Origin of the sequence: Rhodoplanes sp. SY1 (assembly GCF_046000175.1) — a bacterium.
Classification (GTDB): Bacteria; Pseudomonadota; Alphaproteobacteria; order Rhizobiales; family Xanthobacteraceae; genus Rhodoplanes.
The window spans coordinates 115,803-130,599 of record NZ_JBEOMB010000059.1 but is presented as its reverse complement, the minus strand read 5'-3'; the positions used below and the strand labels follow the sequence as shown (position 1 = coordinate 130,599).

The window sequence follows — 14,797 nt, the reverse complement described above, 5'->3', positions numbered from 1 at the left end:
TCCCAGGATGACGCTCACAACAATCCCGTCCTGTCCTGCATGGTGGTCCGCCAGGGCATCGACCTGACCGGCTCGGCGCACCACGCCGACCGCATCATGGCGACGTTCGAGCGCAACGGCTGGGTCGGCCTGTGGCGCAACGAGATGTACCCCTACCCGCACTACCACGCGGGCGTGCACGAGGCGATGGCGATCGCCGCCGGGCGGATCCGGGTGCGGCTCGGCGGCCGCTCGGGCGTCGAGGTCGACCTCGTCGCCGGCGACGTGCTGGTGCTGCCGGCCGGCACGGCGCATCAGCGCGTGATGGGGTCGTCGGACCTGATGATGATCGGCGCCTATCCGACCAACGGCCAGTACGACCTGTGGCGCCCCAACATGATGGACTGCCTCGCGGCCCGCGCCATCGTCCGCGGCGTGCCGCTGCCGAAGACCGACCCGCTCGACCGCGAGCACCCGCCGGTGCTGGGGCGATGGGAGGCCGATCTCGCGGCCGCCGCGACGGGCGAGCCCGGGATCCCGCTCTATCGCCTGCCGCCGGAGCTGCGCCGCTCGCGCGAGCGCAGCGAGAACGAGCTCGACCTCGCGCCGCTGCCGCGCACGGCCGCCGTCCGTCAGCTCGCCGAGCGCGGCGCGCTCGCGCCCCGGCCGGCCGCGGAGAGCGGGCGCGCCGCCGCCTGGGGGCCGGCGATCGGCGATCGCACGCGACGCACGCGAATTGGACCATCCGGCTTAAGCGCGCTTTAAGCCCGGGACAGCAGACTGCCCCCGGAAAACGCCGCTCGTGCGTTATGGCCAAGTAGGCCAACCAGGACGGTCGTACCAGGACGGACGAATGCACGCGAAAAGCCCCCGCCATCCCCCGGAGACCTTCACGCTCGAGGACGACGGAGTGGTGCCGAACAACCCCGTGCTGTCGCTCGTCGTGTTCCACGACGCGATCGACCTCAAGGGATCGGCGCATCCCGAGGACCTGATCGAGAAGACGTTTCAGCGCAACGGCTGGGTCGGGGTCTGGCGAAACGGCATCTATCCCTACACGCATTACCACTCGCGCACCCACGAGGTGATGGCGATCGCCCGCGGCCGTGCCCGCGTCCGCTTCGGCGGCGACAAGGGCACCGAGGTCGACCTCAAGGTCGGCGACGTCGTGGTGCTGCCGGCCGGCACCGGCCACCAGCGCGTCACCGCCACGGCCGACCTCGTGGTGATCGGCGCCTATCCGCCCACCGGCACCTACGATCTCTGTCGCGGCAGCAAGGCCGAGCACACCAAGGCGACGGCCGCCATCCCGAAGGTGCCGCTGCCGGCGAGCGACCCGGTGCACGGCAAGGCCGGCTCACTCGTGAAGCTTTGGGCGGCCGAGACTCAGGCGGCGACCCAGACCGCGACCGAGTCGGGCCAGACCGCGGCGAGCCAGGCCGCGGCGAGCGCACCGTCCGCCCCGGCTCACCCGCCGGCCGCGCTCCGCCGCGGCGAGCACGCCGCCTGAGCGGGCGGCGGCGGAGCGGTGGCCGCGGCCGCCGGCCGGCTTGATCTTTCGCCTCGTCTGTGGCCCTAAACGCTCCGGCCGACGCGCGCCAGCCGGCGATTGCGCCGCGCCGGAACCCGGCCGCTCATGACCCCGTCCACCCACCCGACCACGGGCGACTCGATCGCGGGCGCGACGCCCCCGGGCGCCGCCCGTCCGTCGCTGCCGCGCCGTGCCATCGGCGCCTGGCTCGACACCGCCGACAGCGGCGTCGCGACCGCGGTGCTGCTCGCCGTGTTCGTCGCCGCCTGGACGAGCTTCCAGGTGATCTCCTACGCCTCGCTCGACCTGCATCCGGATCTCGTCGAGGTCTATGCCTGGAGCCGGCATCCGAGCCCCGGCTACTACAAGCATCCGCCGCTCGGCGGCCTGATGGCGGCGGCGTGGTTCGCGGTGTTCCCGATCGCCGACTGGGCCTTCCATCTGCTCGCGATGGTGAACGCGGCGCTCGCCCTCCTGGTGGTCGATCGCATCGCGGCACGCTGGGTCTCCGGCGACAAGCGCGTGCTGGTGCTGCTCCTTCTGCTGCTGACGCCGTTCTACCAGTTCCACGGCCAGCGCTTCGCCTCCAACCAGACGCTGCTGCTCGCCTGGCCGCTCGCCGTGTGGTGCTTCCTGCGCGCCTTCGAGACGCGGACGCTCCTGTGGTCGGCCGCGGCGGGCGCCGCCTGCGCCTTCGCGATGCTCGGCAAGTACTACTCGATCTATCTGGTCGCGAGCCTGCCACTCGCCGCGCTGCTGCATCCGGCGCGCTGGACCTATCTGAGATCGCCGTCGCCCTGGGTTTCGATGCTGGCCGGCTTCGCCGTGCTGGCGCCGCATCTGTGGTGGCTCGTGACGACCGGCTTCCAGCCGTTCGGCTACGCCTACGCGGTGCACGGCGGCGCGACGCAGGGCGCGATTCTCTGGAAGGCGCTCCTGTATCTGATCGGATCGCTCGCCTATGTGGCGCTGCCGATCGTCGTGTGGGCGCTGATCGCGCGACCGAGCCGCGCCGTGGTCGCCGAGACGCTGTGGCCGGCCGATCCCGACCGGCGCATGCTGGTGCATCTGCTCGCCCTGCCGCTGCTGATTCCGGCCGTGACGGCACCCTTCGTCGGCGTCGAGCTGACCTCGCTGTGGACCATGCAGGCGTGGTTCCTGCTGCCCGTCGTGCTGCTCGCGCCGCGTGACGTCGTCGTCTCGCGCCCCGCCGCCACGGCTGTGGCGGCCGGCGTCGCCATCGTGACGCTGACCGTGCTCGCCGTCGCGCCGGTGCTCGCCGTGCTCCGCCACTGGGAGGGCAACAAGGAAGGCCGCGCCTATTACGCGCCGCTCGCCGAGGCGGTCGGCCGCGAATGGGTCGCCGCCACCGGGACGCGGCTGCCGATCGTCATCGGCGACGCCGATCTCGGCGCCGCGATCGCCTTCTATCACCCGGACCATCCGGATTCGGTGCCGGGTTTCACCCTCGCACCGACCCCGTGGATCGCGCCCGATCGGCTCCTGCGCGACGGCTATGTCGTGGTGTGCCGCGCCGACGACCGCTTCTGCCTCGAAGGCTTGGCGGCGCGCGCCCGGACCGAGCCCGACGCCCGCAGCGTGGACCTCGCCGTGACCCGCACCTTCCTCGGCGACACCAACCGGCCGGCCCCCTATCGCATCCTGATCGTGCCGCCGCAGACCGGGCCGCGGAGCGCTTTCCGTCCTCGTCCTGAGGAGCGGCCGCAGGCCGCGTCTCGAAGGACGGGGACGGCCCCGACCGAACTCGAGCTCGCTCGATCTCGGCAACCATGGTGGGCAAGTCGACCGACGCCGGCTTGCAGTGGCCACATGGTTCGAGACGCGCTCCTACGGAGCGCTCCTCACCATGAGGTCGGACGAGCATGAGCAGGGCGAGCAGAACGTCATGACCACCATCCGCGACTGGGTCGGCTTCTGGGACAGCCCGCATTCGATCTACGTGAATGCGCGGCACATCGACGTGCATTATCGCGACATCGCGACGGCGATCGCCGGCTTCGTGCCGGGGCCGCAGGCCCGTGTGCTCGACTTCGGCTGCGGCGAGGCGCTGCATTCCGACATGGTCGCCAAGGTCGCCGGCACCGTGGTGCTGTCCGATGCGGCGCCGAGCGTGCGGCGAAACCTCGCCGAGCGTTTCGTCCGCGTGCCGAACATCGCGGTGGCGAGCCCTGACGATCTGCGGGCGATGCCCGACGGGGTGTTCGACCTGATCGTCGCCAACTCGGTCGTCCAGTATCTCTCGCGAACCGACCTCGACGGCCTGCTCGCCGAGTGGCGGCGCCTGCTCGCCCCCGACGGCGTGCTGATCGTCGCCGACGTGATCCCGCCCGATGTCGGTGCGCTGAGCGACCTTCTTGCCCTGCTGCGCTACGCCTGGACGAACGGCTTTCTGATCGCGTCGCTGATCGGCGTCGTGCGGACCGCTTTCTCGTCCTACAGCAAGCTGCGCCAGCAGCTCGGCATCGCCAAGTACACCGAGGAGGAGTTCCGCGCGATCCTGACGAAGGCCGGCTTCACGGCCGAGCGTCTGCCGGGCAACATGGAGCACAATCCGGCCCGCATCAGTTTTCGCGCCCGCCCGGTGGCGTGAGCGCACGCAGGATCGTGACTTCCGACACCGCCCCGGAACCACCATAGTTCCGGTGTTCGGGGAAGAACGACGGCCCGCAGGGCGCGCGGGCCACGGCGGCGGTGACGGATGCCTCACACCTTGCTCACGATCCTGATCGGTGCCGCGGTCTATCTGGGGCTCACCGCCGTGGCGCCCTCGGCCGGAACCGAGGAGCCGGACGAGTCACGGCCGCCGGTCGCCCGCAAGAGCGACACGATCCTGCGCGAGCACGGCCGCGAGCGGCCCGACCCCTACGACTGGCTCGCGAACCGCGGCGACCCCGCCGTGCGGGCGCATCTCGAGGCCGAGAACGCCTATGCGGAGCGCAAGCTGGCGCCGATCAGGCCGCTGATCGACGAGATCGCCGGCGAGCTGAAGGCCCGCAACGCCACGTCGAACGCCAGCGTGCCGTATCGCGACGGCGATTTCCTCTACGAGCGGCGCTTCGCCGAGGGCGCCCAGTATCCGGTCATCCTGCGCCGGCGCGACACGCCCGGCGCGGCCGAGGAGATCGTGCTCGACGTGCCGGCGCTGGCCGCCGGCCACGCCATGTATCGGCTCGGCCGCTGGCAGCCGAGCCCGGACGGCAGGCGCGTCGCCTTCATGGTCGACTTCACGGGCGATCGGCAGAATCGCCTGTTCGTGCGCGACATCGCGACCGGCGCCGTCACCGAGCAGGGCATCACCGACGGCGCCGAGAGCTTCGCGTTCGCGGCCGACTCGGCGACGCTCTTCTACGTTCGCCGCGAGCCCGTGACGCTGCGCAGTCATCAGATCTGGCGGCACCGGATCGGCACGCCGGCGGACACCGACGTGATGGTCTACGAGGAGCGCGACCCGACCTTCAGCGTCGCCGTCCACCGGAGCAAATCACGTCGCTACATCCTGATCGAGAGCGACCAGGAGCTGACCAGCGAGGTGCGCTGGCTGCCCGCCGACCAGCCGGAGGGCGCGTTCCAGGTGGTCGAGCCGCGCCGGCCGGGGCTGCGCTACGAGATCGATCACGTCGGCGACACCGTGTTCGTGCGCACCGATCTGGACGCGCCCGACTTCCGCATCATGACGGCCCCGGAGGCGACGCCCGGCGCAACGCACTGGCGCGAGCTGGTGCCGCAGCGGACCGGCGCCGTGATCCGGCGGATGGAGCCGTTCCGCGACTTCCTCGCCTACGACGTCGAGGACCAGAACGGCATCGGCATCCGGGTGATGCGGCTGTCGGATCGCAGCGAGGCCGCGGTGCCGCAGCCGGCGACGATCGGCGTCGCCACCTCGGCGTTCTTCTTCGGCGCCTTCGGCGGCAACCGCGAGCCCGACACGAGCGTGCTGCGCTTCCGCTTCTCGGCGCCGCTGATCCCCGAACGCACCTACGACTACGACATGGCGAAAGGCACGCTGACGCTGCGCCGCGAGGAGCCGGTCGCCTGGTTCAAGCCCGGGGACTACGCGGTCGCGCGGATCGCCGCGACGGCACCGGACGGCGAGGAGGTGCCGGTGACGCTCGTCTGGCGCAAGAGCCTGAAGCGGCCCGGCGGCAACCCGACGCTGGTCGCTGGCTACGGCGCCTACGGCTTCAGCCAGCGGCCGGTGTTCAACGAGAACACCTTCAGCCTGATCGACCGCGGCTTCGTCCATGCCATGGCGCATGTGCGCGGCGGCCACGAGAAGGGCGAGCGCTGGCACCGCGAGGGCCGCGGCCTCATGAAGCGCAACAGCTTCACGGACTTCATCGCGGTCGCCGAGGCCCTGGCCACACAAGGCTACGCGGACCGCCGCGCCCTGTTCTCGCGCGGCGGCAGCGCCGGCGGGCTGCTGGTCGCCGCCTCGGCCAATCTGCGGCCCGACCTGTTCGCCGGCATCGTCGCCGAGGTGCCGTTCGTCGACGTGGTGACGACGACGTCGGACCCGTCGATCCCGCTCACCACGCTGGAATGGGTCGAGTGGGGCAACCCGAAGACCCCGGCCGAGTACGAGAGCATGCGGGCGTGGTCGCCCTACGACAACATCGCGGCCCAGGCCTATCCGGCCATGTTCGTCACCACCGGCTGGCACGACAGCCAGGTGCGCTACGCCGAGCCGGCCAAGTGGGTCGCGCGGCTGCGCGCCACCAAGACCGACGATCGCGAGATCCTGTTCAAGACCGACATGGGGGCGGGTCATTCCGGCCGCTCCGGCCGGCTGGGCACCGTCCAGGAGAGCGCCGAGATCATGGCCTGGCTGGTGGCCCAGGCGGAGCGCGCGACGGGGCGGTAGATCAAGAGCTGCGGCCGCGGGCGCTCGGACCCGACAGATCGAGGACGAGATCGCGAAGGGGCGTCTCGTCGCCCTCGAAGCTGCGAATCATGGCGCCCAGCATCGCACCCGGGTCCATGCGATCGAGATCGAGCGGATGCCCGGCCCGTTCGGCGATCAGGGCGAGAAAGACGAGCTGGCAGCGGCCGTTGCCTTCCCGGAATGGATGAATTGCGTTGAGCTCGGCGAAAAAGTGCGCCGCCCGACGGGCGAAGGCGGCGCGATCGAGCCCGCGAAGCTCGTCCTGGTCGCTCAACGACCGGAACAGCCTGTCCATCTCGGCCGCGATGTTCTCCGGGTAGCAGAACATGCTGCTCCCCTTGCTGATCCGAACGGTCCGGAAACGGCCGGCCCAGGAATAGACATCCTGGAACAGATGGCGGTGCATGGCGCGGTACTGCCGGACGTCGACGGCGCCGACCCGCATCGGCTCCGCGCTGCGCTGGAGCGTCGCCTCGTGCTCGAACAGATCGAGCTGGCGCTGATCCCGCAGACCGGCCCTGTTCCGCAGGACCGTCGTCCCGGGATAGCAATACGGGTCGGGTATCGCACCGTAGGCGGGATCGTTCAGGCGTTCCTCTTGTGCTTCTCGAGGATTGCCGATCGACGCTCCTGGTCCGAGAGGCCACGACGATCGAAGTCGGCGAACATGGCGCGGCTGTCCGGCCGGGTCTCGATGCCCTCGACCGCACTGATCCTCTCGAGCCGTGCCCGACCGATCGTGAAGGTCCCGGGCCGCTGCGGCGTCTTCGTCGTCTTCTTCTTCGGCATGTCCATGGCTGAAAGCATAGCACGGGCAAGGCGGTCCGCGCGGCTCGACGGGTCTTGATCCCGCGGCGTGGCATCGCGCTTGACATCCCACCGCCGTCTCGGCGGTGGACAGTGCCCCCGAACAGCGCCCGGCACCACCGAACAAACCAAGAATGCGCTAGGATCGCGGCCGCGATTCGGCGCGCCGCGCCGACGGTTCTTTGCCGAACGTCGTCATTCCGGGACGGCGCGGAGCGCCGGACCCGGAATCCAGCCGAGGGCCCGGTCACGATGGCTGGATTCCGGGTTCGCAGACCTCCGGTCTGCACCCCGGAATGACCGAGGGTGAGCGGGTCCATGCGTTTCGTCCACACCGCCGACTGGCAGATTGGAAAACCGTTCGTCCGCTTCGGCGACAAGGCGGAGGCGTTCCGCGCCGCCCGGCTCGACGCCGTCGAGGCGATCGGCCGCCTCGCCGTCGCCGAGGGCTGCGGCCACGTGCTGGTCGCCGGCGACGTGTTCGACAGCGACAGCCCGACCAACGTGACGCTGCGCGCGCCGATCGAGCGGATGCGCGGCGTCTCGGCGGTCACCTGGCACCTGCTGCCCGGCAACCACGACGCCCACCGGCCCGGCGGACCGTGGGAGCGGCTCGCCGCCCTCGGCCTGCCGGCCAATGTCCGCCTCCATCTGTCGTCCGAGCCGGTCGCGCTCGACGACAGCGCCGTCATGCTGCCGGCGCCGCTGACCAGCCGGCACGAGACGCGCGACCTCACCGCCCGCATGGACGACACCGCGACCCCGGAGGGCGCAATCCGCATCGGCCTCGCCCACGGCGCCGTCACCCGCTTCGGCACCCCGGACGACGAGGGCGAGGCGGCGAACCAGATCGACCCCGGCCGCGCCGAGAAGGCGGGCCTCGACTATCTCGCGCTCGGCGACTGGCATCGCACCCGGCAGATCGGCCCGCGCACCTGGTACGCAGGCACGCCGGAGCCCGACCGCCACGACAGCCAGACGGTCGGTACCGCCCTCCTCGTCACCATCCCGCAGGCCGGCGCCCCGCCCGTGGTCGAGCCGCGCACGGTCGGCACCTATCGCTGGGTCACCGACACGTTCGATCTCGCCGACACGGACACGCTGGCGGCCCGCGAGGCGGTGCTGCGCAACACCCACGAGCCGGTCTCCAAGCTGGTGCTGCGGCTGAAGATCACTGGCGCGCTGTCGATCGCGTCGCGCCGAACGCTCGACGAGTGGCTGGAGCGCCTGCAGGCCTCGGTGTTCCATCTCGACACGGCCCTGTCGCTGGCGATCCGGCCCGACGCTGCCGACCTGGAGCGCATCGACTTCGACGGCGTGCTGCGCCGGGTCGCGGAAAGCCTGAAGGCGCGCGCCGCCGATCCGGCGCTTCCGGCGGCCGAGCGGCAGACCGCCGAGGACGCGCTCCTCGCCCTCTATCTCGAAGCGACGGCGTGAGGGTAGGGCCATGATCATCACGCATCTCGCCGTCTCGGGCGTCGGCCGCTTCCGCACCCGCCATGTCGTGCGCGGGCTCGGCGCCGGCCTGAACCTTCTGTGCGCGCCGAACGAGGCCGGAAAGTCGACGCTGTTCCGCGCCCTCACGCTGGCGCTGTTCGCCCGCCACGGCAGCAAGACCGAGGAGATCCGCCGGCTGGAGAGCCTCGGGGCCGAGCTGCCGGCCTGCGTCGAGGTCGGCTTCCAGCGTGGCGGCGCCGCGTATCTCCTGAAGAAGTCGTTCCTGCGCGCCACCGGCGCCAAGCTGTTCAAGAACGGCGCGCTGGTCGCCGACGGCCGCGCCGCCGACGAGGCGGTGTGGACGGCGCTCGATCTCACCCCCGGCACCTCGGCGGCCGAGGAGGCCGCGTTCGGGCTCCTGTGGGTGCGGCAGGGCCAGTCGTTCGAGCCGGCGGCGCCCAGCGACGGCACCCGCGCGCTCTTGTCCCGCGTCATCGAAGCCGAGGTCGGCGAGGTTTTGGGGGGCGAGCGCGGCGAGCGTGTGCTGAAAAGCGTGGCCGACAAGCTGGCGCTGGACGAGACGGCGAAGGGCCAGCCCAAGGCCGGCGGCGCCTGGAAGGCCGCGCTCGACCGCCGTGCCGAGGCGCAGGCGACGTTGGCCACGCTGCGTGCGACGCTCGCCGGCCTCGAGGCCGACCGGACCGCGCTGACCGACAAGCTGCGCGAGCGCGACATGCTGGCCGACCCGGCCGAGATCGCCCGCCAGAAGGCCGACCGCGACGCGGCGCTCGCCGAGCGCGACCGGACCGTCCAGGCCGAGCAGGCGGCCCAGCAAGCCGAAACCGAGGTGGCGCAGCGCGAGCTCGCGCTCGACCGCGCCCGCAAGAGCCACGAGGAGCTGGTCGGGCTCGACCAGCGCATCGCCAAGACCCGCGACAAGATCGCGGCGCTGACCCGGCGCGTCGCCGAGCAGGCCGACGCCCGGACCGCCCAGGCGGCCCGCCTCGCGACGCAGGAGCAGGCGTTCGGCGTCCTCGCGACACAGCTCGCCGACGCCGAGCGCGCCGTCGACCGGGCACGGCGACAGGAGATCGCCGCCCGGGAGGCCGAGCGCGTGGCGGAGCTGTCGACGCGGCTCGCGAAAGCCCGCGAGCTGCGCGAGGCGATCGCCCGCATCCGGCATCTGATCACGACCATCGCGGTTCCGGCCGATGCCATCGCCGCGGTCGAGGCCGCCATGCAGGCGCTCGACACCGCCCGCGCCCGCGCCGAGGCGAAGGCATCGCGGGTGAAAATCACGGTCGCGCCGGCCGGGCGTGGCCGCGTCACCTGTGCGGGCGAGCCGGTCGACGCGACGCGCGACGTCGCCGCCGTGGCTCCGCTGACGATCGCGGTCGGCGATCTCGCGACCATCGAGGTCGTGCCGGCGGCCTCCGACGACGCCGCGGCGATCGCGGCGGCCCGGCAGGCGCTGGACAAGGCGCTGCGCGACGCCGGCGTCGGCTCGCTCGCCGAGGCGCACGAGCGCCGCGCCAAGGTGGCGGATCTGCAGACCGAGGGGCGCGGCCTCGCCGCCGAGCTCGCCGCGATCGCGCCGGCGCCCGCCAAAGGCGCCAAGGAGGACGGCATCGCGGCGCTGGAGCGGGCGCTGGCCGAGGCGCAGGCGAGCCTCGACGCCGGTGTCGAGGCCGGGCTCGACGGCACCGCCCTGCCCGATCGCGACGCACTCGTGCGGACCCGCGCCGAGGCGGAGGCGGCGCGCGACCGGCTGCGCCGCGCCCATGCCGACGCCCAGTCGGCCGTGCTGGCGGCGCGCAGCGAGACCGAGGCCGAGACGCTGCGCCTGCAGGCGGCGCAGCTCGATCTCGGGGATCAGCAGGGCAAGCTCGCCGAGGATCTCGCGATCTGTCCGGACGACCGGCGCGTCGACCGGCTGGCGCGGCTCGCCGCCGACGCGGCACAGGCGCGGGCCGCCTTCGAGGCCGCCGCCGCGCGGGCAAAGGAGCTGCGCGCCGCGGTGCCGACCGCCGACAGCCGTGTCGCGCTGGACGCGCGGGTGAAGCGTCTCGTCCAGGCGATCGACGGGCGCGAGAAGCGTCTCGCCGAGGTCGAGCGCGAGATCGCGAACCTGCAGGGCCGGGTCGCCACCCGGGGCGGCGAGGGGCTCGGCGAGCGCGAGGCCGAGACGGCCGACGCGCTCGCACTCGCCGAGACCGAGGTCGCGGCGATCGAGCGCCGGCTGGCGGCGCTCCGGCTGCTGCGCGACACGCTGACCGAGAGCCGCCGCGCCGCCCGCGACAGCTATCTCGGACCGGTGAAGACCGCGATGCGGCCCTATCTGCACGCCCTGTTCCCGGGCGCCGAGGCGGCGCTCGACACCGGCTTCGCGATCGACGCGCTGACCCGCGCGGGTGCCGGTGAGCCGTTCGTCCAGCTCTCCGACGGCACCCGCGAGCAGGTCGCCATCATCGTGCGGCTGGCGCTCGGGCGGCTGCTCGCCGAGCGCGGCCAGGCCGTGCCGGTGGTGCTCGACGACTCGCTCGTCTTCTCCGACGACGATCGTATCGAGCGGATGTTCGACGTGCTCACCCAGGCGGCCGAGAAGCAGCAGATGATCGTCCTCACCTGCCGCAGCCGCGCCTTCCTGAACTGCGGCGGCCAGGCCCTGACGATCGAGCGCGACGAGGGGTGACTGCGATCTTCACCTCTCCCCGCACGCGGGGAGAGGTCGACGTTCGCGCTTTCAGCGCGGACGTCGGGTGAGGGGGCATCTCCGCAGCTCTCTGCCATGCCGAAGCGCCCCCTCACCCGACTCGCCGCTGCGCGGCGAGCCACCCTCTCCCCGCGCGCGGGGGAGAGGGAAGAACCGTGGCGCCTCCTCCCGCCCACGTTGTCACGCGCCCGTCACGCCGCGCTCATCCGGACGCAACAGGAATCGACCATCACTGTGTGAATCACCGGACGAGCCGGGTCGCCGCGCCGGGCGGCGACGCCTCGCCCGCACGCATTCACATTCGACGATGTCGCTTTACGCCGATCCACCCGACTGGGCGTTCGTGACGCTCGGCGAGCTGATGCGATGGCCGCTTCCTTATCAGGACGGCTTCGCCGACCGGTGCCTGGTGCGCGCCATGGCGCTCGCCGCCCGCGGCCGCGTGCTGGCCGTGAGCGGCCTGCAGAACGTGCGGGCCGGCTACGACCCGTTCATCCTGGCCCTCAATCACTCGACCCGTACCGAGGCGCTGCTGGTGCCGGCGGTGCTGACCCTGCATCGCGGGGGCCGGCTGATCCATTTCATGGCGGACTGGAATTTCCGGCTGATCCCGGGGATCGGCCTGCTCTATCGCCGCGCCGGCGCCCTGACCGTGACGGCGAAGCCGGCGCGCCCGCGCGTGCTCGACGTCCTGCGCCCGCTCTACCGGTCGTCCGGCAGCGTGCTGGACGAGGCGCGCGCCTGCCTGCGGCGCGGCCGCTCGGTCGGCATCTTCGTCGAGGGCACGGTCAATCGCGATCCCGAGCGGCTGCTGCCCGGCCGGCGCAGCGCGGCGCTGCTGTCGCTGGAGACCGGCGTGCCGATCGTGCCGGTCGGCATCCGCTTTCCGCACGCGCCGCCCGGCCGCCCGATCGGCGATCGCGAGGCCATGGAGGTCCGCATCGGGCCGCCGCTGCTGCCGCGCGAGCGCCTCGATCATCCCTCGCCGGCCGCGCTGCGCGCCTGGCACGCCACCGTGATGGGCGAGATCGCCCGCCTCTCCGGCAAGCACTGGTCGCCCGACGGCCCGGACGATCGCCGCGCGATCACGACGGCGCCGGCCCCTGCCCTTCCGCCCCCCTCGTTCGGAGGTTCGCCATGAGGCAAGACGAGCGCGTGACCGCCACCCGGGTGATCGACGAGGAGGGCCGCCAGCGGGTGCTCGCCGTTCTGCAGGCGACCTATCAGCGCGAGAAACGCTGGGTCGCCGATCCGGAGAGCCAGTTCCCCTCCGCGGACCTCGCCCGTGGCGATCTCTCGTGGTTCGTGGTCGACGTGCGCTCGCGGCCGATCGGCATGCGGGTGCGCCCGGCCGGCGTGGTGCGGGTCGTCTACGATCCGCCGGTCGAGGCCTATGCCGCCTACGGCTTCGCGCCGCTCGACCCGTCGCTGACGATCGAGGACATGATCCGAGGCAGCCGCATCGCCGAGATCGGCCGCTTCGCCGTGGTGCCGCGCTTCCGCCGCCGACTCGTCGTCGCCGCCGCGCTGATGCGGGCCGCCGCCGCGGAGACGATCTCGCGGGGCTATACCCATTATCTGACGGACGTCTTCGAGGACGACCCGCACAGCCCCTACGGCTTCCACACCCGCGTCATGGGCTTCCACCCCGTCGCCACCCACGAGGTCGGCGAGCTCGCCTGCACGAGCCGACGCATCACCATGGTGCTCGACCTGAAAGCCGCGTATCAGCGGCTGAAGCGCCGCGGCAACTGGATGTTCCGCTATCTCACCAGCCAGTGGCCCGACGCGCTGCATCAGCGCCTCGTCGCCTGAGACCGAGTCGATCCCGGGCGGACGCGCGCGGCGCAGGCACCGCGTTACACAGGCATCGCGTGACACCGGCATCGCGTGACGCAGTGCGGAACGCGTTCGGATGACGAAACTCGGCTCGGGTCGCTGATCCGTGATAACACCGCGCGGCTCGGGGCGACTGCGTACCGCGCGGCGGCTCGCTGGAGCCGCATGCCCAGGAGTGCTATCGCGGACGAGATCGCTGATCGACCGGTTCGCCAGTCGACAGAGCGACAGTCCGGGAGAACAAGATGACCGACAAGACGACGATCGACACGACACGACGGAAGCTGCTGGTCGGCAGCGCGGCAGGGCTCGCCGCCGCCGCCTTTCCCTCGCCGGCCGTGCACGCGCAGGCCGCGTGGCCGAAGGAGCGCCCGGTGAAGATCGTCGTGCCGTTCCCGGCCGGCGCCGCCAACGACGCCATGGGCCGGATCGCCGGCCAGCGCATCCAGGACAAGCTCGGCGCCACCGTGGTGGTGGAGAACCGGCCGGGTGGCAGCGCCGTGATCGGCACCACGGCGGTGCTGCACTCGCCGCCCGACGGCTACACGCTGCTCGCCTCGGCGTTCAACCACATCGTCCTGAACCTGGTGGTGAGCGGCGTCTCGTTCGATCCGCAGAAGGACTTCGAGGTGGTGGCCCGCACCGCCAAGGCGCCGCTCGTGATGGTGATGGCGCCGAACCGGCCGGAGAAGACGGTCGCCGAGGTGATCGCCGCCGCCAAGGCGCAGCCGGACAAATGGACCTTCGCGGTCGCGGCGCTGGGCGCGCCGAGCCATCTCGCGGCCATCGACTTCCTGCGGCGCGCCGGCCTCGACATGACGATCTCGCCCTATCGCGGCACCGCACCGGCGCTGACCGACGTGATGGGCGGCCACGTCCAGCTGCTGATCGATTCCTCCTTCGCGCTGCTGCCCTCGGCGCGCGACGGCAAGGTCAAGGCGCTCGGCATCGCCTCGCCGGAGCGTTCGAAGCTGGCGCCCGAGATCCCGACCATCGCCGAGTCCGGCATGCCGGGCTACCAGTGGCAGTCCTGGTACGGCATCTGGGCGCCCAAGGGCACGCCGCTTCCCATTCGCGAGCAGGTCAACGCGATCATGCGCGAGGCGATGGCCGATCCCGAGGTGCTGAAGCGCCTCGAGGCGACGCTGCTCGAGCCCGTGATCGAGACCATCGACGAGACCCGCAGCTACATCGCGCGCGAGGTGCCGCGGCTCGCCGCGCTGCTCGAGAGCGTGAACTTCAAGCCGCAGTGAGGACGCGGCTGCGATTGTTCGATCGTTCCGGACGGCGCCGGTCGTACTATCAGCCGGGAGCGCTTCCCGGCCTCGTGTCCCGGACGCGCTGCAACGCGTAGCGTTGCAGCGCGAGCCGGGACCCAGGGGCCATGACGTCGGGCCCCGCCGGCCTGACGAAAGCCCTCGTCACGAAACGCGACGCATGCGCCGTGGCGCCCCTAGGCCCCGGCTCTGCGGCGCTTCGCGCCTGCGGCCCGAGGCGCCTTGTCCGGGGCACGATACTCTGCCCGGAATGACGGGCGCGGAAACGACTTTCGGCCTTCGAATCACGAACGAACCGTGAATCACGCGCG

The 14,797-nt window shown here is 72.0% G+C and carries 11 protein-coding genes and 1 pseudogene; 10 read left to right on the top strand and 2 right to left on the bottom strand.

Annotated features, from left to right (window positions below; all coding sequences use genetic code 11):
- The 5 genes from ABTU92_RS16495 to ABTU92_RS16475 all read left to right on the top strand — a co-directional run.
- The coding region (locus ABTU92_RS16495) for a cupin domain-containing protein (protein ID WP_408092511.1) at positions 1-744 on the top strand (744 nt) is incomplete at its 5' end.
- An 88-nt stretch (positions 745-832) separates the two neighbouring features.
- Positions 833-1,489: a cupin domain-containing protein gene (locus tag ABTU92_RS16490; protein WP_408092509.1), complete on the top strand. Its 657-nt coding sequence runs from the start codon at positions 833-835 to the stop codon at positions 1,487-1,489.
- A 126-nt stretch (positions 1,490-1,615) separates the two neighbouring features.
- Complete coding sequence (locus tag ABTU92_RS16485; RefSeq protein ID WP_408092507.1) at positions 1,616-3,397, top strand: glycosyltransferase family 39 protein; 1,782 nt, start codon at positions 1,616-1,618, stop codon at positions 3,395-3,397.
- Positions 3,378-4,121, top strand: coding sequence for a class I SAM-dependent methyltransferase (locus ABTU92_RS16480; protein ID WP_408092505.1), 744 nt, complete (start codon positions 3,378-3,380; stop codon positions 4,119-4,121). Before ABTU92_RS16485 ends, ABTU92_RS16480 begins: the two co-directional genes overlap by 20 nt.
- 108 nt (positions 4,122-4,229) lie before the next feature.
- Entirely contained in the window at positions 4,230-6,392 is a 2,163-nt protein-coding gene (locus ABTU92_RS16475; protein ID WP_408092503.1) for a S9 family peptidase, read from the top strand.
- Positions 6,393-6,606: 214 nt separating this feature from the next.
- On the opposite strand, the pseudogene ABTU92_RS16470 reads toward ABTU92_RS16475, so the two are convergent.
- Both ABTU92_RS16470 and ABTU92_RS16465 read right to left on the bottom strand, forming a co-directional pair.
- Positions 6,607-6,819, bottom strand: a pseudogene (locus ABTU92_RS16470) (Fic family protein); the annotation flags it as partial.
- A 179-nt stretch (positions 6,820-6,998) separates the two neighbouring features.
- Positions 6,999-7,202 carry a hypothetical protein gene (locus ABTU92_RS16465; protein WP_408092501.1) on the bottom strand — a complete coding sequence of 68 codons (204 nt, stop codon included), beginning with the start codon at positions 7,200-7,202 and terminating at the stop codon, positions 6,999-7,001.
- Between the two features lie 336 nt (positions 7,203-7,538).
- Between ABTU92_RS16465 and ABTU92_RS16460 the strand changes: the two genes are divergently transcribed.
- From ABTU92_RS16460 to ABTU92_RS16440, 5 genes are all read left to right on the top strand, one after another.
- Positions 7,539-8,657 carry an exonuclease SbcCD subunit D gene (locus tag ABTU92_RS16460; RefSeq protein ID WP_408092499.1) on the top strand — a complete coding sequence of 373 codons (1,119 nt, stop codon included), beginning with the start codon at positions 7,539-7,541 and terminating at the stop codon, positions 8,655-8,657.
- A gap of 10 nt (positions 8,658-8,667) precedes the next feature.
- A complete protein-coding gene (locus tag ABTU92_RS16455; RefSeq protein ID WP_408092497.1) occupies positions 8,668-11,349 on the top strand; it encodes an AAA family ATPase in 2,682 nt (893 codons plus the stop codon).
- A 328-nt stretch (positions 11,350-11,677) separates the two neighbouring features.
- Positions 11,678-12,511, top strand: coding sequence for a lysophospholipid acyltransferase family protein (locus ABTU92_RS16450; RefSeq protein ID WP_408092495.1), 834 nt, complete (start codon positions 11,678-11,680; stop codon positions 12,509-12,511).
- Positions 12,508-13,185 (top strand): GNAT family N-acetyltransferase, encoded by a 678-nt coding sequence (locus tag ABTU92_RS16445; protein WP_408092493.1) that lies wholly within the window; start codon positions 12,508-12,510, stop codon positions 13,183-13,185. Before ABTU92_RS16450 ends, ABTU92_RS16445 begins: the two co-directional genes overlap by 4 nt.
- Positions 13,186-13,454: 269 nt before the next feature.
- Positions 13,455-14,462, top strand: coding sequence for a Bug family tripartite tricarboxylate transporter substrate binding protein (locus tag ABTU92_RS16440; protein WP_408092491.1), 1,008 nt, complete (start codon positions 13,455-13,457; stop codon positions 14,460-14,462).
- The last annotated feature ends 335 nt before the right edge of the window (positions 14,463-14,797 follow it).